Annotated in this window: 19 protein-coding genes and 1 other annotated feature; of the genes, 5 read left to right on the forward strand and 14 right to left on the reverse strand. The window is 45.7% G+C overall.

The annotated features are described in order from the left end of the window. Positions 1–162 precede the first annotated feature (162 nt). The 9 genes from J2T19_RS05300 to J2T19_RS05340 form a co-directional block, all read right to left on the reverse strand. Positions 163–2838: a transglycosylase domain-containing protein gene (locus tag J2T19_RS05300; RefSeq protein ID WP_307213852.1), complete on the reverse strand. Its 2676-nt coding sequence runs from the start codon at positions 2836–2838 to the stop codon at positions 163–165. Between the two features lie 167 nt (positions 2839–3005). Continuing rightward, complete coding sequence (gene hfq / locus J2T19_RS05305; protein WP_056689929.1) at positions 3006–3248, reverse strand: RNA chaperone Hfq; 243 nt, start codon at positions 3246–3248, stop codon at positions 3006–3008. A 437-nt stretch (positions 3249–3685) separates the two neighbouring features. Then, on the reverse strand, positions 3686–4636 hold the full coding sequence (gene miaA / locus J2T19_RS05310) for a tRNA (adenosine(37)-N6)-dimethylallyltransferase MiaA (protein WP_370874806.1): 951 nt from the start codon (positions 4634–4636) through the stop codon (positions 3686–3688). Then, positions 4617–5402, reverse strand: coding sequence for a class I SAM-dependent methyltransferase (locus J2T19_RS05315; protein WP_307213855.1), 786 nt, complete (start codon positions 5400–5402; stop codon positions 4617–4619). Before J2T19_RS05315 ends, miaA begins: the two co-directional genes overlap by 20 nt. A gap of 17 nt (positions 5403–5419) precedes the next feature. Beyond that, positions 5420–7618 (reverse strand): DNA mismatch repair endonuclease MutL, encoded by a 2199-nt coding sequence (gene mutL / locus J2T19_RS05320; protein WP_307213857.1) that lies wholly within the window; start codon positions 7616–7618, stop codon positions 5420–5422. 22 nt (positions 7619–7640) lie between these two features. Then, positions 7641–10433, reverse strand: coding sequence for a DNA mismatch repair protein MutS (mutS, locus tag J2T19_RS05325; protein ID WP_307213859.1), 2793 nt, complete (start codon positions 10431–10433; stop codon positions 7641–7643). 230 nt (positions 10434–10663) lie between these two features. Beyond that, positions 10664–11911: a putative amidoligase domain-containing protein gene (locus J2T19_RS05330; protein ID WP_307214044.1), complete on the reverse strand. Its 1248-nt coding sequence runs from the start codon at positions 11909–11911 to the stop codon at positions 10664–10666. Between the two features lie 389 nt (positions 11912–12300). Beyond that, complete coding sequence (locus tag J2T19_RS05335; RefSeq protein ID WP_145411226.1) at positions 12301–12861, reverse strand: outer spore coat protein CotE; 561 nt, start codon at positions 12859–12861, stop codon at positions 12301–12303. Between the two features lie 75 nt (positions 12862–12936). Continuing rightward, positions 12937–13914 (reverse strand): aromatic acid exporter family protein, encoded by a 978-nt coding sequence (locus J2T19_RS05340; protein WP_145047254.1) that lies wholly within the window; start codon positions 13912–13914, stop codon positions 12937–12939. A gap of 242 nt (positions 13915–14156) precedes the next feature. On the opposite strand from J2T19_RS05340, the gene J2T19_RS05345 reads away from it, so the two are divergent. After that, on the forward strand, positions 14157–14348 hold the full coding sequence (locus tag J2T19_RS05345; protein WP_307213863.1) for a hypothetical protein: 192 nt from the start codon (positions 14157–14159) through the stop codon (positions 14346–14348). A 60-nt stretch (positions 14349–14408) separates the two neighbouring features. On the opposite strand, the gene J2T19_RS05350 is transcribed toward J2T19_RS05345, so the two are convergent. The 4 genes from J2T19_RS05350 to J2T19_RS05365 all read right to left on the reverse strand — a co-directional run bounded on the left by J2T19_RS05350 (position 14409) and on the right by J2T19_RS05365 (position 18733). Continuing rightward, a complete protein-coding gene (locus J2T19_RS05350) occupies positions 14409–15206 on the reverse strand; it encodes an ABC transporter permease (protein WP_307214046.1) in 798 nt (265 codons plus the stop codon). Between the two features lie 38 nt (positions 15207–15244). Then, positions 15245–16039 carry an ABC transporter ATP-binding protein gene (locus J2T19_RS05355; RefSeq protein WP_307213865.1) on the reverse strand — a complete coding sequence of 265 codons (795 nt, stop codon included), beginning with the start codon at positions 16037–16039 and terminating at the stop codon, positions 15245–15247. Between the two features lie 30 nt (positions 16040–16069). Next, positions 16070–17074: an ABC transporter substrate-binding protein gene (locus J2T19_RS05360; RefSeq protein ID WP_307213867.1), complete on the reverse strand. Its 1005-nt coding sequence runs from the start codon at positions 17072–17074 to the stop codon at positions 16070–16072. A gap of 144 nt (positions 17075–17218) precedes the next feature. After that, positions 17219–18733, reverse strand: a complete 1515-nt coding sequence (locus tag J2T19_RS05365; protein WP_307213869.1) for a carboxypeptidase M32 — start codon at positions 18731–18733, stop codon at positions 17219–17221. Positions 18734–19150: 417 nt separating this feature from the next. Here J2T19_RS05365 and J2T19_RS05370 point away from each other — a divergent pair, with 417 nt between their 5' ends. The 4 genes from J2T19_RS05370 (at position 19151) to J2T19_RS05385 (ending at position 21357) form a co-directional block, all read left to right on the forward strand. Further along, positions 19151–19714 (forward strand): beta-class carbonic anhydrase, encoded by a 564-nt coding sequence (locus J2T19_RS05370; protein WP_307213871.1) that lies wholly within the window; start codon positions 19151–19153, stop codon positions 19712–19714. Between the two features lie 186 nt (positions 19715–19900). Further along, on the forward strand, positions 19901–20467 hold the full coding sequence (locus tag J2T19_RS05375) for a PadR family transcriptional regulator (protein ID WP_145411232.1): 567 nt from the start codon (positions 19901–19903) through the stop codon (positions 20465–20467). Positions 20468–20569: 102 nt separating this feature from the next. Next, entirely contained in the window at positions 20570–21070 is a 501-nt protein-coding gene (locus J2T19_RS05380) for a hypothetical protein (RefSeq protein WP_307213874.1), read from the forward strand. Between the two features lie 5 nt (positions 21071–21075). Further along, a complete protein-coding gene (locus J2T19_RS05385; protein WP_128101707.1) occupies positions 21076–21357 on the forward strand; it encodes a YxcD family protein in 282 nt (93 codons plus the stop codon). 92 nt (positions 21358–21449) lie between these two features. Here the strand turns inward: J2T19_RS05385 and tyrS are convergent, their stop codons facing one another. After that, positions 21450–22709 carry a tyrosine--tRNA ligase gene (tyrS, locus tag J2T19_RS05390; RefSeq protein ID WP_307213877.1) on the reverse strand — a complete coding sequence of 420 codons (1260 nt, stop codon included), beginning with the start codon at positions 22707–22709 and terminating at the stop codon, positions 21450–21452. 121 nt (positions 22710–22830) lie between these two features. Then, positions 22831–23051: a binding site (T-box leader), on the reverse strand. Positions 23052–23163: the final 112 nt, after the last annotated feature.

The following is a 23163-nucleotide window of genomic DNA, read 5'->3' on the forward strand; positions in this document are numbered from 1 at the left end:
ATAGTTACAGCTTACCATATTTGAGTTATACACTCAAAATTAAGCTTTAACCCATCTCAATCGTTATCTTTCATTTGTGAGAAAATCAAAAAAAGAACCTACCTCCCGAGTTAATCGGGAAGTAGGTTCTTATGCATGAAAGATTGGAATCAGCGTAACGAATTATCCATCTGTTCCTGATTGAGTACTAGCTGGCGCATCAGGCTGTTGGTTTGTGCCGTCACTACCAGGATCAGGGCTCATTACTTCACCAGGCGTCGTAACAGTCCCACCTGTAGAATCATCACCAGTGTTACCAGGGTCAGTTGTGCCTTGTTCCGGAGGAGTACCTCCATCTCCTGGTTGACCGCCGCCTTGATCCGATCCACCATTTCCATTGCCATTATTGCCGTTATTACCGTTGTTACCATTTCCATTGTTTCCGTTGTTACCATTTGGATTACCGTTACCATTGTTGTCCCCAGGATTGCCGTTACCATTTGATCCATCATCCGGATTATCTACTCCCGGTTGCTCTGTGCCTGGATCCAATCCTGGATCCGGATCTGGCTCAGTTTCATCTGGTATCGCTTCCTGCGCTTCAATCATGAGAGAAATGGTATTGGTAGGTGCAGTTTCAACACCAGTAGCCAAATCATAAGCAGTCACATAGTACTCGTAGGTTAGTCCCGGAAGAGCACTTAGATCCTGCGTACTGGTTGCTCCAATGGAATCAATAAGATGTGTAAACTGTGCTTCAGATGTTTCCTTCCGGTAGATCCGATACTGTGTATTCGAATCCCCTGTTCCTGTCCAGTTGAGTGATACAATTTGCGTTGTAGGATCATACGATCCGCTCAAACCACTCACTGACAGTTGCGGTTGTTCCGGTTCTGGTTCCGGAATAGGTGTCTGACCGCCTGCCGGTGCCTTGAACTCCTTAACCGGTACACCTTTTAACGCATCACTCATAACTTTAGCGAAGAAAGCTGCTGAAAGTTTACTACTGTTCTTAAGCATGTGCGTCGCATCAGGGTTGTCGTAACCCATCCACACGGCGGCCGTCCATTCTGGCGTATATCCAACAAACCATACGTCACGGTTCGCACTATTGCCAGCGATTCCACTTTGAACAGTTCCTGTTTTACCCGCCACCGGTCGATCTAAGCGTGCAGAACGTCCAGTACCATCATTAACTACATTTTGCAGCATTTGAGTCAATTGATACGCATTCTGTTCACTCATAACACGAGTTGTGTCTGATTTGTCATGCTTATAGATCGGTTTATCCGTGCTGTCTACGACCTCTTTAATTGAATAAGCCTGTTGGTACTCACCCAGATTTGCAAAGGCGCTATATGCCTGAGCCATTTCCAGTGTATTCGTACCTTTGCTCAGACCACCTAAGGCGATCGCGAGGTTCTTATCCTCATCTGCCATTTGAATACCAACACTTTTGGCAAAGTTTATGCCTGTGTTCACACCAATTTTGTCCAACAGCCATACAGCCGGAATGTTCTCTGATTTAGTAATTGCATCCGTCATACTAATCGTCGAAGAATATCCGTGTAGGTTATTCGGACAGTAATTACCGAAACATTGCTTCGCATTACTTAGAGCAGAGTTAGCATTATAATCGCCTGTCTCTAGCGCCGGTGCATATGAAACGATCGGTTTAAAGGCTGAACCTGGCTGCCTGCGGCTCTGTGTTACCCGGCTATACCCCTTAGTCTGATAATCCCGTCCACCTAGAAGCGCAACGAGACTACCATTTTCATGGTTCATAATTACCATTGAGCCTTGAACCTTCTGATCGTCTTTGCTTTCTTCAAATAAGCTATCATCTGCAAAGGCTTTTTCCATTGCGGTTTGAGCCTGAGCATCCATCGTTGTGTAAATTTTGTATCCACCAATATTGAGATCATCTTCTGTTTTGCCAGTTACACGCTCTGCTTCACGAAGAACGTAGTCGATGAATGGCTGATACTTCTTCTCTTTCTCTGGTGGCGTATAGTCGTAATCGACTGCCTTCGCTTTGTCCATCTCAGCTTTACTAATGTAACCTTGCTCATACATGAGCTGCAGAACAACAGCACGACGCGCTTTGGAATCGTTAGGGTTACTCAGTGGATTGTACGCTGAAGGCCCTTTAGGCATTGCAGCCAGCGTTGCAATTTGCCACAATTCTAAATCATTCAAATCTTTTTTGCCAAAATAAAATTCTGACGCTGCTTTGATGCCATAACGCTGATGACCGAAGAAAATTCGGTTCAGGTACATCGTTAAAATTTCGTCTTTGGTATATTTGCGCTCCAGCGCCATTGCGATGGATACTTCCGTTGCTTTCCGGAAAAATGTTTTGTCACGTGACAAAAACATATTTTTGGCCAGTTGTTGCGTCAGCGTACTTCCGCCCTCAACCATTGAACGAGCCATGACGTCTTTTACCGCGGCACGTCCGATCGACCAGATATCTACACCCTGATGCTCATAGAAACGTTTATCCTCTGTCGCAACAAAGGCTTCTTTCAATAACTTCGGAATAGCATCACTATCCACCGGTTCTAATTTCTTGATGGACAATTCGCCCATGAGTTGACCGTTACGGTCATACACCTTGGACGTTTCATTAATCGTAGTTTTGTCCATATTGGCGTCGAGCAGCTTCTGCCCACTCACCATAATAAACAAATACCCACCTAGTGCACAGAAAATGGCGATTGCCATTGTGAAAAATAGTGTCCATCCAACGCTTTTACCCGTAATTTTTTTCTTTTTAGAGGTCTTTGGTTTCGCTTTTTTGGTTGACTTATTATTGCTATTGCGATTATTAGACCTCGACAACGGATCGTTTGGCATGTTACCTCCTGACTCCCTTTCGGTTACGTAATTTCTATTCGTCTGTTGGCTAAGCTTATATTAAACTTATTTTGCCCGGAATGAAAAGAACAACCCTTATTCAGGTTGCTCTGCTTCAATTCCTATACATGTAGACGAAATGGTTGATAAAAAGGTTTCGTAATTTTTTAAGCTTCGCCGTTGTTGTCTTGCTGCATCAGCGATACGCTGCGTTGCGGCGTGAACGTGGAGATGGCGTGCTTGTAGACCATTTGCTGGCGTCCGTCGCTGTCAATGACGATCGTAAAATTGTCAAATGCCTTGATCGTTCCGCGGATTTGGAAGCCGTTGGTCAGATAGACCGTAGCAGGAATGTTTTCTTTCCGCAGTTGGTTCAAGAACGTATCTTGGATGTTGATGGACTTGTTCATTAGCCGTACCCCCATTGGTTCATTTGAATTCGTAATTAAGTAATATTCAATATCGCTGAGTAGCTTTCGTGCTATTATATCATGAACAGTTTCATATAATCCACAAAAACCCCTTGTCTGCTATTTTGCACCTTGTTACAAGCACATTAATAACTAGAAGACTTATCCATTATACACCGCTCACCAGTTTTGCAAAAGAGGGACAAATCGTTCGTTTGTTAACGCTTTTCTTCTGGATTCCACTGTTCTTCTCTCAAATTTGTTGCATGCTGATTCTGTGAACTGTATTCTCGCTTTCTTCGATCATCAATGAGTAGCTTTACGTATGTCCCAAGATCTATATATCAACTTATTAACCATGATAATAATAAAACCTCCCTCTTTTTATTCAAAAGAGAGAGGTACACAAGTTGTAACACTGAGTGTTCCGTTATAAATTAACTAAATTTCTGTCTAACTAATCCAGATACTTGCTCAAGATTACCTGCAAAATTTTCAGTATCTGTCACATCAACCCACTCGATATCTTTCATGTGACGGAACCAGGACAGTTGGCGTTTGGCGAATCGACGTGTGTCCCTTTTTAACCATTCCACTGCTGCTTCCCAGCTTACTTCCCCTTGCAGATATGCAGCAATTTCCTTGTAGCCAAGCCCTTGCATGGAAATATGCCCTCTGGCAACACCACGATCTAACAAAGACTTCACTTCATCCACTAAGCCCTGCTCGATCATTAGGTCGATTCGTTCCTCCACACGGCTGTACAGCTTCGCACGATCCATCGTGAGTCCAATGATGCTTAGGTCGTATGGAGACTCTTTCTTTTGAGCTGCAAGTTGATCTGACCATTTCTCACCCGTTAAATGATGGATCTCCAACGCCCGTACGATTCTTCGCTGGTCATTCATGTGCAAACGATCTGCACTCACAGGATCGACTGCTCTTAGTTTATCGTGAAGCGCCTGAGGCCCATGTTGCTCCGCATAACGAAATTGCTCTTCGCGAAACACTTCGTCGGAGCCGCTCTCCGAGAACTGAAATCCGTAACATACCGATTCCACGTACAGCCCGGTTCCGCCTACAATGAACGGAAGTTTACCACGTTCTTGAATTTCTCCAATTAAACGTGTAGCGCTCTCTTGAAACTCCGCCACAGAGTAAGGATATTCCGGTTCATGTATATCAATCAGATGATGGGGGATCCCCTCCATCTCATCTCGTGTAATTTTAGCCGTACCAATATCCATTTCACGATATACCTGCATGGAATCTCCCGAAATAATCTCACAATGGAACGCTTTGGCAAGCTCAATGCTCATTCTTGTTTTGCCTACTGCTGTTGGTCCAACCAATACAAGCAATTTCGGCTTATTTTCCACTTTCAACATTAATCACTCCGTACAGTGTTTTTGCATTCGCTCGATCCAGCACCTCGAATCCAAGCCTCGTAAACTCAACGCTGCCGCGCTTTTCCTTCATAACGATCCGCTTGCGTGCCACTCGCTTCGCTTCAGCAATACTCTCTTCCGCTAAAGCATTTGCGTTCGCATACCCTCGAAGAGGCTGGATGGCACTGGAGTCCATCATTGGCTCACGAAACATCGGATCAAAGTAAATCGTATCACAGCTTCGGTCAGGTAGTGACCGCAGTAAATCCAGATGATTGGCATGATGAAGCTCAATACGTCTGAATGCCTCATCTACTGCAGGCTGGTTACTCTCATAATGAGACATCCCTTCCACTAACAATGCGTAAAGGGCTGGTGAGCTTTCGCATGCAATCACCTGTCCACTTTTGCCAGCAGCAACAGAGAAAACCATCGCATCCGTACCTAAGCCTGCTGTGCAGTCTAGGATGGTATCTCCTTCGCAAACTAAGCCTGCGTCTAGCATAGGGTCAGGCTCTCCTCTAAGCACACGCTTCGCACGAACAAACCCCATACTTGGATGAAACTCCAGTTGGGGTGCGTCCTTGCGAAATAAACGAGCTCTACCTTTCAGTACAACAAGAATTTCATTGACTCCGTACCGTTCTAGCATTCTTGTCAACGATGTTCTGTTGCGTGGCACGTAAGTTCCGCCTGTTGATTGTGCAAGCTTTCGTGCCCGTTCCACGAGAGAAGTGGCCTCCGTGTCACCGGTTGTAATATACATAACTTCCTCCTAAATGATTACATCACCCGTTTAAATAGCTTTTCCAGATCATAAGTTGAAAATGAAACGACAATCGGTCTACCATGTGGACAAGTGTAAGGTTGCCTGCACGAACCCAACCGCTGAATCAAGACTTCCGCTTCCTGATTGGTCAGCTTTTGATTCGCTTTAATGGAAGCTTTACACGAACACATAATTGAAGCAGCTTCCCTCATTTTCGCCACATCAATGCTTCGCTCACTAAGCACCCATTCAGACATTTCCTCAATGATGTCCTTCTCATCCCCTTTAGGAAACCAAAAAGGATACGAGCGTACTCGAAAAGTCTGTCCGCCAAAGTGTTCTAAATAAACACCTGCCTGTTCAAACCAGGCTAGTCTTGTTTTCAGCTTTTCCGTCTCCGATGGCGTAAACTCAAGTGTTATTGGTAACAACAACTCTTGTGAAGCTGTTGCTGGATTGCCAAATTTCTCATAATAATACTCGTAATTCACTCGTTCATGTGCAGCGTGTTGATCGATCAGATACAGTCCATCTTCGTTCTGCGCTATAAGATACGTACCATGATGCTGCCCAATCAGACTAAGATCGGGGAATGCAGGCATCGACGCATTGGATTGAATGGCAGAAGCCAGTTTCGCCGTATCCGGCAGACTGGAGCTTCTCCAGCTCCGTTCTCCCTTTGCAGTATTACTCGGACTGTAGGATGAGCGCGTTTCTCTAACAGAATAATCTGTAGAGCGATGTTGATTAACAGACGATTTATCATGTTGTAATGGTTGTGAACTAGAATCATTGTCTCGTTTGTCCTGTTCGCTCTCCTGCTTCAAACTAATACGATTTGGACTCAACGAAGCAAATGGGTCATATGAAGCTTCATGTTCAGGTGGTGCCTCAGGCAGTGGAGCCAACTGATTTACGAGTTCAGCAGCCTCACCAGGTTGAACATCAGCAGGAGCATCTAGATCATCCTCCTCTGAAGGAAGGATTGACCCCGAAGTATGCTTTGAACTGATCTCCGATCCTTTGCCTGACCTAAACTTCGATTCGTCTCCCGATCCTTGCTTCAATTCGTTTCCTGATATGTCTCCTGTGGTTTCTTGCTGCTTATGCCCTTCAGAATCCCCATATTCCTTAACTGGTCCTCTTGGAAAAAGGAACTGTTCCTGAATAAATGAGCTATCATCTCCACGTCTGATCTGTTGCTTCTTGACCTGGGGAATAAGAACTTCCTGTCGTAATATACCACGCACCGTCGCTTCTACAAATTCGTATAACTCAGCTTCTTTACTGAAGCGTACCTCAAGCTTGGCTGGATGAACGTTCACATCCACTAGTGATGGATGCATCTCAAGTTGAATAACGACGAGTGGGAAACGATTAATGGGTAGTAAGGTATGGTACGCCTTAAGAATCGCCTGATTGAGACCATAATTTCGAATGAAGCGACCATTCACTATTGTTGACATCCCACCACGATTAGCACGAGTCCACTCCGGCAGACTGATTAATCCACTCACGCGATAGTCTAGATTCTCTCCTTCAATCGGTAACATTGCCTTGGCTGCACTCGTTCCATAAATGGCGGCAACGACCTGCAGCAGGTCCCCATTACCTAACGTTTGCAGTAACACGTTGGCATTGTGCCGCAGTGTAAATGAGATATGAGGATGAGACATCGCCATACGATATAACACGTCTGAAATATGCCCCAATTCAGTCTGAATGGTTTTCATATATTTTAATCGCGCCGGTGTGTTATAAAATAGCTCCTTCACAATAAATTCCGTGCCTTGTGGTGATGTCGCATCCTCATGTGAAGTGAGCTTTCCGCCCTCAATGATAATGCGACGTCCTCGACCATCATCTCCACTCGCAGTGAGCACATCAACCTTAGAAACAGCCGCGATACTTGGTAAAGCCTCACCGCGGAACCCTAGGCTGGTAATCTGAAATAGATCACGCCCATGGGTGATTTTGCTTGTAGCATGACGGTAGAAGGCAGTCTCTAGATCATCAGGTTCTATGCCTGACCCATTATCCTTGACGCGAATGCTGAGAAGTCCACCTTCCTCTACTGCAACCTCAATTTTGGTAGCTCCAGCATCCACCGCATTTTCTAGCAACTCTTTCACCACAGATGCAGGGCGCTCAACAACCTCACCTGCTGCTATCTGGTTCGCAATATGTTCGTCTAGTACATGTATTTTCGCCACAGGTTTCTCCCCTCCCGTATTCTCAGGATAACTGCTGCGCCTTTAATTTGAGCTCGTTCAATACTTGCATTGCCTGAAGTGGCGTCATATTCATCACATCAATGTCTTTCATATGGTGAATGAATTCCTTCGTCGATTGATCCATCTCCTGGACAGCTGGAGCCTGAGTTGCACTCGGTTCTTCATCCCCGAAAATAGAAAGTTGTACAACCTCGGGAGACTTATGACTTGATTGCGCCTTATTGCCTTTTCGGATCTCCTGCTCGGTTCGTTGATTAGACCGCTCGATAGGTTCGTTTGGCTCCAAAGATACGTTTTCCTCACGAATGATCGAAGAAGTATCGATCCGTGATGTGTCCTCTCTAGAGAAAACTTCACGCTCACTGAGTTTGACTACAGTCTCACTCCCTACGGCCACCTGGGCGGCAGCATGCTCAAACCCATGCAGCAGTCCATTGGCTCGCTCGATAATGCTATCCGGCAATCCTGCCAAACGTGCACAATAGATTCCGTAGCTGCTGCTTGCCGCACCAGCAATGAGTTTACGCAGGAAGTTGACTTTGTCGCCACTTTCTTGAACAGCCATGGAGTAGTTCGCCAGCTTGTCTAAACTCTCCTCCAGATGAGCAAGTTCATGGAAGTGTGTTGACACAAGTGCCTTACATCCAATCACGTCATGTACATATTCAATAACGGATTGGGCAATGGCCATACCTTCGCTCGTGGATGTGCCTCGTCCCAACTCGTCAATAATAATCAAACTCCGTGGTGTAGCTTTTTCGGTCATAACCTGAATATCAGCCATTTCCACCATGAACGTACTCTGACCACCGATCAGATCATCAGCAGCACCAATTCGAGTGAAAATCCGATCCATAATCGGTACCTCTGCCTGTCCAGCAGGAACGAAGCAACCAATCTGCGCTAGAATCGATATGAGTGCCACCTGTCTCATATACGTACTCTTACCAGCCATATTAGGACCGGTGATCAACAAAATCCGAGCCTCATCCTTCTTCATTGCAGTTTGATTGGCGATAAACGCCCCATCTCGCATAACAGCTTCAACCACAGGATGTCGTCCTTGCTCAACAACAAGATTGTATCCGTCCGTAATTGTAGGCTTAACGAAACTACGTTCAGCACTGATCGCTGCGAACGATTGATACACATCAATCTCTGCGACCTGTTCAGCCAACTTCTGCAATCTGGCAATTTCTAAATTCAGCTTGTCCCGAAGTTCCGTAAATAGAGCATACTCAATATCAACCATTTTATCCTGTGCTTCAAGGATTAAGGTTTCTTTCTCTTTCAATTCTGGTGTGATATAACGCTCCGCATTAGCGAGGGTCTGCTTCCGCTCATAACGTCCCTCTGGAAGAGCAGCCAGATTCGATTTGGTAATCTCAATATAATAGCCAAATACCTTGTTATATCCGATCTTAAGTGAACGAATACCAGTAGCCTCACGCTCTCTCGCTTCCAATTCCGCAATCCATTGCTTGCCATTCACAGAAGCTTCTCGTAGCTCGTCCAGCCGTTCATGATACCCTGCTCGAATTAATCCACCGTCTCGAACGGATACGGGTGGCTCATCCACAATGGCCTGCCCGATGATATCACGCAGATCCTCACAGTTGTCCATCACCTGTGCAATTTGTTGAAGGGTAGCAGACGACGAATCTGCACAGTGCTGGCGCAAGCGAGGTATTTTGTACAGCGACTGCTTCAGTGCATTTAGATCTCTTCCGTTGGCATTGCCAAATGCAATTCGCCCGACTAGACGCTCTAGATCATAGATATCCTTGAGCTCGGCACGAAGGTCTTCACGTAAAATAAACTGATTGTATAGCGTATCAACCGCTTCAAGACGCTCATTAATTTTGCCTTTTTGCAGCAAGGGCTTATCAACCCATCTACGTAACATACGCGCACCCATCGACGTTTCCGTTCGATCTAATAGCCATAGCAAGGAACCCTTTTTGGATCGTTCCCGTACCGTTTCAACCAGCTCCAGATTACGTCTAGTGAACGGATCGAGGATCATGTAATGCTCTGGCTCATACGTCGAGATTTGAGTAAGCTGACCAAGAGAACGCTTCTGCGTTTCACTTAGATAAGAGAAGAGGCGTGCAATACATTCTTGACGCTCTGGCTCCAGCCGTGCCCATACCGCCTCACCGAATTGCTGTCGCACCAGATCTCCCTTGCTCTTCACCCATGGCGTATATACCACCGGACGACCTATCGGTGACGATTGGGCTGCAACGACATCGAGCAAGGCAGCATCCCCCACAAATTCTGATGGTTCGTAGATACCGATCTCGTCCTTAAGCCACTCTGCAGAGTACGGAACGGATGTGACATACAACTCTCCTGTGGACAAGTCACACGCCGCCAAAGCCAGTGTATTGGCATTTCCCGTTAAACACACCATATAGTTATTCGATTTATCTCCGAGAGTTTTACCTTCCATAACTGTACCAGGAGTAATGACACGCACAATCTCACGGCGAACCATTCCTTTGGTTACCGTTGGATCTTCCATTTGTTCACAGATCGCTACTTTATATCCTTTTTCAATCAAGCGCTGTATGTAATTGTCAGCCGAATGATAAGGTACACCACACATCGGAATTTTATCTTCTGTACCGCCATTACGCGCGGTTAATGTTATTTCAAGCTCACGAGCTGCATTGATTGCATCATCGAAGAACATTTCATAGAAATCACCTAATCTAAAAAAAAGAAAAGCATCCTGTGCTTCAGCTTTAACTTGCAAGTATTGTTGAATCATTGGCGTATACTGAGCCATGAATATCCTCCATCCGTTTGCTTTTACTGTCAGGGTGGCATCAATCCTTACAGCGCGTTCTTTTGGCACATTTTTGAACGACCTCTATAAGGAACAATAAGGCGGTAAAGCATCTAATCATGCCTCCGCCTCGTGTTATGGCTTGCGCCATTTCCCTGCAGGTTGCTTGCCTGCCTATCTTCCGTAACTATATCCAAACCTGATCGAATCTTATTATAACAAAAAAGTATTCATTCTTCATGACTTGCTCGAATATTCCAGAGTTTGCGTATATCACGACTCTCATCCCATGTGTTGCCCTCTCTCAGCTGACGAATGAGGGGCGCTGCGTAACGTTCTACCTTTTCGTATCCAGATAGCCTTGTCAGGTCATCCAGAAGCGTAGGAATATACCTCTGCATCACATCCCGGTCCCCCTCGTAAAAAGCCGTGTGAACATGAGCTTGTGCCAAGGGGCGCTGACGTAGATTCAAAAAGTTACCTGCGATGAGGCGGGCTAGCGCAACGACCCCTTTGGCAACTAATGGAGACACCAAGAAACTTGGAAGTGTGCGGTACTCGAATCCACCGTAGGACTTTACGCGAAAATCCCCAAGAACGCCGTAGCGCGGGCGTCTCCCATCTCCCCGAGGATCCTGTAAAAAGGCAAGCGGCAGCGCCAAGTAATTATCCAGAGCGCGTAACAACTGACCGCTTAGCGTAACCCCGCTGAAGTGGATATGCCCGCCAAGTGGCAGACCTCGCTGTGGCATCCCTCCTGCCTGCCATATCAATGAGTGATCCGTTATGCTGCGTGAGGCTAGATTAAAGGCACGAAGCAAATGGGTGAGCAATTCACGTGGCTCGGCGCTTGGAGATGGACGCAGCTCCGCGACAGGATAGATCCGTCGACCACCGATTGTCACCGAATCACACCCAGCAAGTCCTGTGCGCTCAAGAAATCGGGAGGCAGGAACGATTTTGGATTCTGGCATCTGTACAAGCAGGAATTCCGGATCCATCCCGAGCACCGGAATCACCTGATGACGACGTTCTTCATCCAGCGCGGTCTGAAGCTCGCTCCAACCTGCACGGTACAGCGTTGTCAGATCCGTCATTCCTTTCCATGGCCGGGGATCAATCGAGATTACCGCACAGCCGGTCTTACCTGAGGCCTCGAGCCTTACAGCACCATGATCTAATCCAAGCGTATACAATGTTTTGACCGCTAATCTTTCGATTCGTTTGAACAGCGTTGATGCTGCGTCACGATCAAGCACACTTTCCTGCGTACTGTTCATACCACTTGTATCTCTTCGTTTGATTCTAATAGCCTGAAGACAGCATACCTCCACCTCATAACGAACGCGCAGTCCAGACTTAAGCCTCAGCTTTTCCTGTGATGAAGCCACTTCAACGCCTACTTGCTCCAGCCGCCTGATCCGTTCACCAGAGAGCATCCCTTGATATCGCCTTACAGCCTCTTCCGCTTCCTCCATCACATTCACCCTGTCCCCTCCCTTCAACTGGTTTTACAACGCATACCTCACATCGCCTAATCTCATTCTGCGCTCCATAATAAAATAAAAAAAAGAGGGCTTACGCCCTCTTCGTTGCCGCTTCCGGCGCATATGATACCTTAAAGCGAATGTTCAAAAGGTCGGTTTTCAGTACCGAGAAGATGGGGTGAAGCTAGAAATGGAGTAGCGGAGCGTAGATCAGGCTACGTGAGCAACTACATTGTTTCCGAAGGAAACAAACTTCGTAAGCATCCCACTTATTTCGGCTGAACCCCATATTCGAAGCTGAGATGCCGCCAGGCATCCTTCGTAATCAAAAGCGGACTTTTTGAACTACCTCTTAAAGTTGAACAACAGGTACGATGAACTTACAGCTCATCATCCAGCAGATCGGGATCGAGATCATCATAATCTCCATCGCTGCTGCCGTAGTCGTAGTCCTTATCCTCATAATCTCCACAACCATCCGTGCACACTTTCACACATACCTTAGTTTCAGCTACCAGCTCAACAGCGAATTCCCGTTCCACCCGGATAATTACGCTGCCACCACCTGCTGATACAGTGGCTTCCACACAACTTGGTTCCTGCGTTGATTCCGCAGATACCTCTACCGTGGAAGCCCGGTGCTTCGGATCCAGGTAAGACAGAGGCACATGTTCTACATACGACACCGTTTCTTTGGCTACATCTGTCTGCGAGTTTTTGTCATAGGAATACCAAATGTTGATATCGTAAGTACCAATAACTTCAATCCCATCTCCCGCTGATACGGCTTCATATTGGTGGTTGATAATCCAAGCCCCCAAAATACTGGTCGGACCATTTGGCGGAGTCACGGTATGTGTTACGGTAGAGAACTTACGACCTTTGCCGCAGATCGCCTTCGTGATGATCTCTCTACATTGATGTTTATGACTCAATGACATCTTTAAACCTCCTCCATACAATCATTCACTACAAGTGTATGCAGGGCATCCGTCTAGGGTGACAACTATTTTCTATTATTCATTTGTAGATTGAGAACGATCCGAAATCGGTGACGGCGCTTTGTCCTTCTTCGCGATCTTAAGATACAGCGCGAGTTCGCGGCATAGCTGGAGAATTGCAGATCGAATCTCGAATTCTTCCCTTGTATCTGGCAGCTCCATACGTCTGAATTCTTCTTGCACATCTGCAAGAAGTTTTTCGGTTCGTCCCGTGTAGGACTCTGTCAGCACATCCTGACTGAGCTGATCGAACAGCTCTGACACCATCTCCGCGTGAGGCATCTTCTGATATATCTGAGATACAAGATGCATCATATGCTGGATCGAATCCAGCTGCGTTTTTCGCATATAGAAATATACGCTCCATTCCTCATTAGGATGGATCACTTGATTTTCGAGTGAGCGCTTCGCCGCTTCAATACCACCGAGAACGGCTTTATCTGCTTCAATAAGCTCTTTACCTGCCCATACTTCATTCGGATTACGAAGTGTAGCTGCAAATTCTTTGAAAATGACTGAGAACAGTTCATCGATTCTTTTGCGTATACGTAACATCTGCGGATCTGCAGCAGGCATATAAGCCAGATTAACGATCATCGCAGAACCCAGACCAATTAATAACAGCGCGACTTGCACCAAGATAATGTGCACATCCATTTCTCCACCGCTGAATACACGGAACACCACGACAGACCCTGTCACAATGCCTTCTTTGAATCCGGCTCGAACAATGACCGGAAATGCAATTAATATGTATACTGCCAACACCCAATAATGAAAACCGAGAAAATGAAAAAGCACACTGGCAAACAGTAGTCCCACGACTGACGCGAAGAAACGCGCTGATATTGTGCGAATACTTTTTTTTCTGGTTACATCCACACCTAGGATGGCAAGCAATCCTGCCGATGTCGGACCAGGTAGTCCGCACCAGTCCGCAATCAGTACAGCCATTAGTGCTGCGATTGCGGTTTTTATTACCCTAAAGCCCATTTAACATTCCATCTCCTCTAAGCTGTAAAAAATTCATAGCCAGCTCGTCTCCCTCCGGAATTCAACGCTTTGCACGCTTGTCCGCTGGTACACGTTCAATCCTCTGATACAACAGATCCCACCGATGGCATGCATAACGCTACAAACGATAATGCTAGTATTACACAACTTGCAGCAATCCATCGCTCTCCCAAAAATAAAAACAAGGAATGATGCATGGTAAGGTTATGATTGAAAGACAAATGATTGAAAGACAAACGACATCAACCGACATGCACAGGCATGCCGGTCATAACAATGCGCCCCCAAAAGGACGCTGGCTAATCCATGCGACGGAACCATCAGGCTCTCTATTTCAATCGTCATCTGTATTCCGGACTGCGCGGAATATCGTAATTGTATGGTACTTGATTTTGTCTGTTCGGGCAACGTGACACCTCTTGTGAAATTGTATACATATCATTTCATAGTCCAAAAATTCTGTTTTAGCGACACTATATCGATCTGCGGCCTGCTATTAATTTACGTTCAACGTATACCACCAGTTGGTACATGGCCGTGGCGACAACAGCAATAATTAATAAGCTGGAGAGTACCAACGTGAAATTAAACACCTGGAATCCATAGATAATCAGATAACCTAGACCCTGTTTTGCAACCAAAAATTCACCTACGATTACACCAACCCATGCCATGCCAACATTCACTTTGAGCGTAGACACGATGGCAGGAAACGACGCAGGCAGCACAACTTTGGTGAAAATTTCAGAGCGATCCCCACCAAATGTGCGAATCACTTTAATATAATTGCGATCCACCTCATTAAAGCTGTTGTACACGACAAGCGTCGTAATAATGACTGTAATAGATAACGTCGTCATCACGATGGCTGTAAAACCAGCACCAAACATCACAATAAAAATTGGACCCAGCGCGACCTTCGGCATACTGTTGAACACAACCATATACGGATCAAGCACCTTACAGAGAAAAGGAGACCACCAGATCAGGACAGCAAGTAATGTTCCTACGAGTGTCCCTAGCAAAAAACCGACTGCCGTCTCCCCTACAGTAACCCCAACATGCACCCAAATTTCTCCACTCGCAACATCCTTGCCGATTTGACTGAATATTTTACTCGGATAACTAAACAGCAATACATCAATCCAACGCATCCTTCCGGCAAGTTCCCATAAAAGAAACATACCAACCAGCAGGGATAACTGTACCGCAAGCACCTGACGACGCCATCTCGCTACCTGCTGGATGTGGTTTTGATATAACTCTTTCATCCAGACCTCGCGGTTTTCCTGCTTTCGTTTTGCCTGATTCACTCGATATTCTCACCTCCTCCGGACTGTTCAAGCTCGCTCCATAAAGCTTGAAAAAGTTCGTTGAATCCTTCCTGCTCCCGAGCAAAAAAAGGCTGAGCCTCCCGTATTGATGTTGGAACAACAAACTCCTTACGTATGCGACCCGGATTCCGATCAAGCACAATAATTCGATCACTTACAGCAATCGCTTCGGATAGATCATGGGTTACAAGCACTGCCGTTTTCCCAGAGTCCTTCAGAATATCAGATACCAGATCTTCCAACTGCAGCTTGGTCTGGTAATCCAGCGCAGAGAACGGTTCATCCAACAGCAATATTCCTGGGTCAGTCGCAAGTGTGCGTATAAGAGCAACTCTCTGCCGCATGCCACCAGACAATTCAGAAGGGTACTGATTCTCCGTTCCCGCAAGCCCCATGTCGGCCAGCAGTTCACGCGTTCGAATTCGACTCCGGTCGTCCAGTCTGCCTGTAAGTTCAAGTCCAATCAGGGCATTGTCCAAAATAGTTCGCCAGGGGAACAGATAGTCTTGTTGCAGCATATAACCTACTTGGGAAGACGGGCCTTCAACCAATCTTCCTTTGACACTAACCTCACCTGCTGTCGGCGTAAGCAGCCCCGCGATGATCGACAATAAGGTCGTTTTGCCACATCCACTTGGACCGACTAAGCTGACAAATTCTCCTTGGTTCACATGAAGGCTTAGGTTCTCAATTACCAAGGAAGCTTCACGTTCACTGACATACACTTGCGAGATCCCTTCCAGTCGGATTACCGTTTCGGATTCAGGCATTAACGTTCACTTCCTTTCCTGAACACCTTCTTACTTCGATGCCGCAGCTTGTTCTGCAAACGCATTATCCACAATCACTTCTGCATCCACACGTTCCTTCAATTCGCCTGCCGCACTCATCACATCCAGTAGATTGTTCCACTCATCCTCATCAATAATCGGATCAGTCGCATACGTACCTTGTTCCTTGTACCGATTCACACTGCTGATCAGGATCGCTGGATCGATATCTTTGAAGAATGGAAGAATGACCTCGGCAATCTCTTCTGCGGTATGAGAATCAACCCATAGCTGTGCTTTGTGCAACCCATTGGTAAACTTCTGAACCACTTCTTGGTTATCGTTAATAAAGCTTTGTTTCGTCATGAACACAGTATAGGGCAGCTTCCCACTCTCCGTTCCGAATGATGCTACGACTTTTCCGCGTCCCTCTTGTTCAAAGATAGAAGCCTGAGGTTCAAACAGCTGCACGTAATCTCCCGTACCCGATGCAAAGGCAGACGCGATATTAGCAAAATCCACATTTTGTATCAGTTCGAGATCCTGATGTGCATTGATCCCATGTTTGCTTAATGCAAACTCTCCTGCCATTTGTGGCATACCGCCTTTTCTTTGTCCTAAGAACGTGCTTTGTCTTAATTGATCCCAGTCAAAAGTATCCGCTGTATTCCGGGCAAAGAGAAACGTTCCATCGGTCTGGGTAAGCTGTGCAAAGTTAATGACCCGATCCTCAGCACCCTGCTGATACACATAGATGGATGTTTCAGCTCCCACCAAGGCGATATCAACTGAACCAGCGAGTAATGCCGCCATCGTTTTATCCCCGCCAGCTGTCGTTTGAATATCCACCTCGAGCCCTTGCTCTTCAAAAAAACCTTGAGCCACAGCAACATATTCTGGTGCATAGAAGACTGAACGTGTAACCTCACCTATTGTAATTTTGGACTCATTTTTTTCTTGATTACAGCTGGTGAGTGCAACGATGACAATGAGCAAAATAACGATCGCTCGGATGAACCAGGGCGTGTATTTCATCATATTCCCCTCCTTTTCGGGCTTCCATTGTTTCTCTACTAACCATATGCGGAAGCCCAACAAAAGGTTAAGAAGTTGCACACAAAAGAAGAGCGAGGCTCGTTCGCCCCGCTCTTGCAGATATATGTGATTGTTGCCTCTGCACTACAACTTATATATTTCAGCGTATTTCTCTTCCAAATAATCAGCCAAATAATCTGGATTCAATTCTTCTCCAGTTACTGCCATGATCAATTCAGAAGGTGTACGTGTTCTGCCATAACGATAAATTTTGTCCGTCAACCATTCCTTGATTGGTATGAGATTGCCTTCAGCGACATGGGCATCGAATTCGGGCATCTCTTTGCGCAACGTATGTAGAATCTGTGCCGCATACATGTTGCCGAGAGAATACGATGCAAAATAACCGAAATCTCCACCGGACCAGTGAACATCCTGAAGCACGCCTTCACCATCGTTCGGCGGCGTAATACCAAGATACTCCTTATATTTCTCATTCCACGTTTCCGGTAGATCCTTCACTTCAAGCCCTTCATTAAACAGCATTTTCTCAATCTCATACCGGATAATAATATGCAGGTTATAAGTCAGCTCATCTGCATCAATCCGAATTAACGAACTCTCTACACGGTTAATTGCACGATAGAAGTCCTCCAGCTCAACTTCGCTAAGCTGCGGGAAATGTTGCTGTAGATCCTTGTAATAGCGAGACCAGAACGGAAGACTGCGGCCAATCATATTCTCCCAAAGGCGGGACTGAGATTCGTGAATCCCCATCGACGTTCCTTCTGCAAGGAGTGTGCCTGCCAAGCTATCATCGATATTTTGTTCATACAAGGCATGTCCACCTTCATGCAATGAACTGAAGACCGCACTCGCCACATCATCCTGCAAATAGTTCGTTGTGATCCGCACATCACCTGGGTTAAGACCTGTAGCAAATGGATGAACACTCTCGTCCAAGCGACCCGCTTCAAAGTCATATCCCATCTGTTCCAAAATAAATAGACTGAACTTCTCTTGTTGCTTGGTATCAAACAACTGGTTCAGGAAGGATGTGTCAGGTTTGTGATCCGAAGCATTGATCTTCTCCTGTAAAGGAACCAAGCGATCCTTAAGACGAGCGAATACTTCATCAACCTTCTCTACCGTAAGATCAGGCTCGTACATATCCAGCAATGTATCGTAACGTGTATCCTTGACACCCCAGTAATCAATAAACTCCTGTTTGAGTTTAACAATGTCAGTCAGATATGGAGAAAATCCAGCAAAATCGCTGTTATGCTTGGCATCTTCCCATGCCGTTTCTGATTGAGCTGTCAGTACAGTGTAAGCTTGAACTTTCTCAGGAGGAACGGACTGACTACGATCGTATTCCTTTTTGCAATCTTCCACCTGGCGTCGATCTAGATCCTCAAGCTGTTGTAATACGTCAGGCTGGGTCAATGTATCGAGGTATGATTTCATTTCAGCAGAAGTTTGCAGCTTGAAAGCTTCGGTAGACAACATACCAAGGGTTTCGGAGCGTGTCGGAACACCTTTCTTAGGCGCACCTGTGCGCAAATCCCAGTGAAGCAATCCAATGGCTTCATGATAACTTTTGATTTTGCGAACTAAAAGACGAAAAGATTCCAAATGTTCTAGTGTTTGTTGATCCATTGTTACGCTCACCTCTTCAAATTTAATAGTTTTCCCTATTGATGATACTTTTTGAAATGGCTATAATCAACTTTTAACAGAGGCAAATTGAATTAGGGTTGTTAAAGTGTTCGTTCAAAAAGATTGGTTTTCAGTACCGAGAAGATGGGATGAAGCTAGAAATGGAGTAGCGGAGCGTAGATCAAGCTACGTGAGCAACGGACATTTCGGGTGAATTCCATATTCGATGCTAATCATGCCGCCAGGCATACATATGTAATCAAAAGCGGACTTTTTGAACAACCTAATGAAGCCATAATGATAGATGCTGACGGTATTAGTAGTACAATGATTGAAGCAATACGGCTTAGGTTAGGACAAGCTACACGTAATGAAATTGGCCGTGCTCATCGTATTTAATCACAGGAGGCAATGGATATGAACAACATTCAAGAGATACTGGAATACAACCAAACATTTGTCGAGTCAAAAGAATACGAAAAGTATACGGCTGGTAAGTTTCCAACCAAAAAAATGGTCATCATCACTTGTATGGATACCCGGTTGGTTGAACTGCTGCCCAAAGCCATGAACTTGAAAAATGGCGATGTAAAGATCATCAAAAATGCAGGCGCGATCATTTCCCAACCTTTTGGTAGTGTTATGCGTAGTGTGCTTGTCGCTCTCTACGAGCTTGGAGCCGATGAAGTTGTGGTTGTTGGTCATAAGGAATGTGGTATGGCTTCCCTACATGCAGAAACGATGATTGGTCACATGCTGGAGCGCGGCGTATCAGAGGAAGTATTGTCTACACTTGAAAACTCTGGCATCCGTCTAACCAAGTGGTTGCGCGGGTTTGACAGTGTTGAAGAAGGGGTAAAACATACTGTGGAAGTGATTAAGAAACATCCACTACTTCCACCTAACGCACCTGTCCACGGCTTGGTGATTGACCCACATACGGGTAAACTTGACCTTGTCGCTGATGGGTATAGCGTGTAGACATCTCTCTCATATGCTTTTGGGTGCGAACCTTCTAGGTTCGCACTCTTTTTTGTCTAAATTAAGGCAGTTTAGCTGTCAGGTTGTCAAACCATACAGTTTCAGTGTACACTTTTATGAAAGCGGTCAAAGATTACAATTGTATTGTTTTCTCTGGCTCAGCCCTAATATTAAGGAGACATGTGCATGAACATACTTTCCTACGGATTGCTCGGGCTGCTTACCCGCGAGGAGTCTTCAGGGTATGATCTGATGCTTAAAATCCAGCCACACTGGCAGGCTAAGCATAGTCAGATCTATCCCCTCCTGTCCAAGATGGAAAACGAAGAGTTATTATCTTCCCGCTGGGTGCAACAGTCTGACAAACCGGACAAAAAAATGTACGCAGTCACGGACAAAGGTATTGAAAAACTGCTTGGATGGATGATCACACCCGTTACTGCGCCCGTTACACGCGATGAATTCAATCTTCGCATATTGTGTGTCGGTATTGCAGAAGACGGAAGCATGAGACGCATCCTGAATGAGCGTAAAAACTGGTTTAACGAGCGAATACGTTATTTTGAAGATTTGAAATCTCGCATCCCTCAGGACAATTTGCGTGTGGGAAGTCGAGAGTTCGGGAGCTATATTCTCGTGCAGAAGGGTTTAATGAACGCTCAAACCGGCCTTGAATGGTGTAATTGGGTCACTCAGTTACTAGATGGTCAAGCAGCGATTCAGGATCCAATCCCAGTCATTTCGGAAAATTAAAAAGAATTTGAAACGTTTCCGCGAGTTAACCGTATTACTTAAGCAAGGCTGTATTTTATGGAGAAATCCAACAACATTAATCGGGGGGTTACGATCTTTACAATGAAGAAAAAATTCGGTATTAAACATCTTATGATGGTGTTCATGGCATTTACATTACTGTTCGCAACAGTCGGTGTGGTTAACCCAGATTCAGCCGATGCAAGACGTGGCGGCGGTTTCAAATCAGGTACGAAAAGTTATAGCAATACGCCTAAGAAATCGGATTCCAATAACAATGTAAGTCAATCGAACAGCAATAACAACTCAGGTACAGGCGCAGCTGCAACAAACCGTGGTGGATTCTTCGGCGGTGGCGGCGGATTCATGAAAGGTATGATGCTTGGTGGTTTGGCTGGAATGATGTTCGGTGGATTGTTCGGCGGCATGGGAGCTCTGGGTAACATCCTTGGATTACTCGTAAACGTAGCTGCGATCATGTTGATTGTTATGCTTGCGATGACACTCTTCAGAAAGCTCACGAACCGTAAACCAGCGGCAGACGGACGTTATAACCGCCGTGATGATCGTGATGATGATCGTAACAGAAACGGACGGTACTAATTCCTATGGTTCTGAGCATGGATGAAATCGTGAATGCGATCTGCCTTCACATGGCAGAACGTAAAGGTGTACGACCAACTGATGTTAACGTTGAATTGAGCTGGGAGGAAGACACAGGATACTCCGCTGAAGTCTGGATTCAAGGCCGAAGTCAATTTTTGGTTGAATCGAACATGATTGAAGCGATTCTGCGTTATCTCCACAGTGAATATAATATTCGAGCTTATCGTGAGGATGTACGACTGGATCTTGATGAAGAGATTACAGCGATTGTGAATCAGCACTAATGGAGCTCGAAGCAACGATTAAAAACAGCCCCCTTTGATCTAATCAAAGGGGGCTGTTTTGTGTTAACTTCGCAATCCAATCGCCTTATCGTTTACTTCAATTTCACCAGACTGTAGTTCTTCTTCCCTTTACGGATAATAATGAACTTGCCACCGATGGCATGCTCTGCAGAAACGATAAATTCCAACTCTGTTACTTTCTCGCCGTTCATGGAGATTGCACCTTTGGTAATATCCTCACGCGCTTGACGTTTCGATGGCTCTAAACCAAGATCCACCAACCAGTCAACGATATTCTTGGCTTCGCCTTCCGTTTCAAAGGTTGGCATTTCTTTGAAGCCCTGCTCGATCTCATCTGCCGTCAAGGAGCGAATATCTCCACTGAACAAGGCTGCTGTAATCCGTTTAGCCTGCTCCAGCATGTCCTCACCATGCACGAATCTCGTCATTTCTTCAGCGAGTGCCTTTTGTGCTTCACGTTTATGCGGCTCTGTCTCCACCTTTTGTGCCAAGGCCTCGATCTCCTCTTTACTCAAGAACGTGAAGTATTTCAAGTATTTCACGACATCACGATCATCCGTGTTCGCCCAGAACTGGTAGAACTCAAATGGTGTCGTTTTGTTCGGATCCAGCCAGATTGAACCACCTGCTGATTTACCGAATTTAGTGCCATCTGCTTTGAGCATAAGCGGAATCGTCAGACCATACGCTTTGGCCTCAGAGCCTTCTTTTTTACGAATGAGATCAAGACCACTCGTAATGTTTCCCCATTGATCAGAGCCGCCGATCTGCAATTGTACGTCTTCATTCTTGTACAGGTGCAGGTAATCAAGTGATTGGAGAATCTGGTAGGAGAATTCAGTGAACGAAATTCCGTCCTCAAGTCTGCTCGCCACGACGTCTTTAGCAAGCATCGTATTCAGGTTAAAGTTTTTGCCGTAGTCACGCAAAAATTCAATCACATTGATCTGGTGTGTCCAGTCATAGTTATTTACCATGCGTACCTGATTGTCGCCTTCGGTTACAAAAAGCTTTTTCAACTGAGCTGTCAATGCATTCACATTGTCCTGAACTTGCTCCAATGTCTGCAAAGAACGCTCAGACTGACGTCCACTTGGATCACCAATCGTACCCGTCGCTCCGCCAATCAAAATGACTGGACGATGACCTGCCTGCTGGAAACGCTTGAGCATCATAAAAGGAATCAAATGCCCGATGTGCATACTGTCTCCTGTAGGATCGACACCACAGTACAAGGAGACCGACTTCGACCCAATCAGCTCACGCAGTCCTTCCTCATCCGTCTGTTGGTTAATGGCTTCGCGCCATTCTAATTCATCAATAATATTCACGAATATACAACTCCTTCTCCAGTTTCATAATCCTCAGCTCATGAGATACGTGAGTCAGCAAGAAACACATCTGGGCAGCTTTTTTTGGACACAAAAAAATCGCCTCCTTGTCATCTGTTGACATAGGGACGATTCATAACCGTGGTACCACCCAACTTGCACAGACATTGAAACCAAACCTGTCTGTACCGCTTTTGGCGAAATATCGTTCGCCATCCCGCTTGGCATTACCCAAGATACTCCAGAGTGTAATTCGCAGCCCTTGTATGTATCAGGTTCCATCAACCCCTGACTTTCTGTAACAGGGACAAAGCTGCTACTGCGCTCTATCATCGTAGTTCATGTATTAGATTATAGCCAGTATAGCGGAACCTTTGAGCCAATGCAAGACCAAGTAATCTCTACCTTAGATGCTTTACGAATCTATGGTTGGTCACCAGTAATATTCTCAAGA

This window comes from Paenibacillus tundrae (assembly GCF_030812775.1).
In the GTDB taxonomy this organism is placed as follows: Bacteria; Bacillota; Bacilli; order Paenibacillales; family Paenibacillaceae; genus Paenibacillus; species Paenibacillus tundrae_A.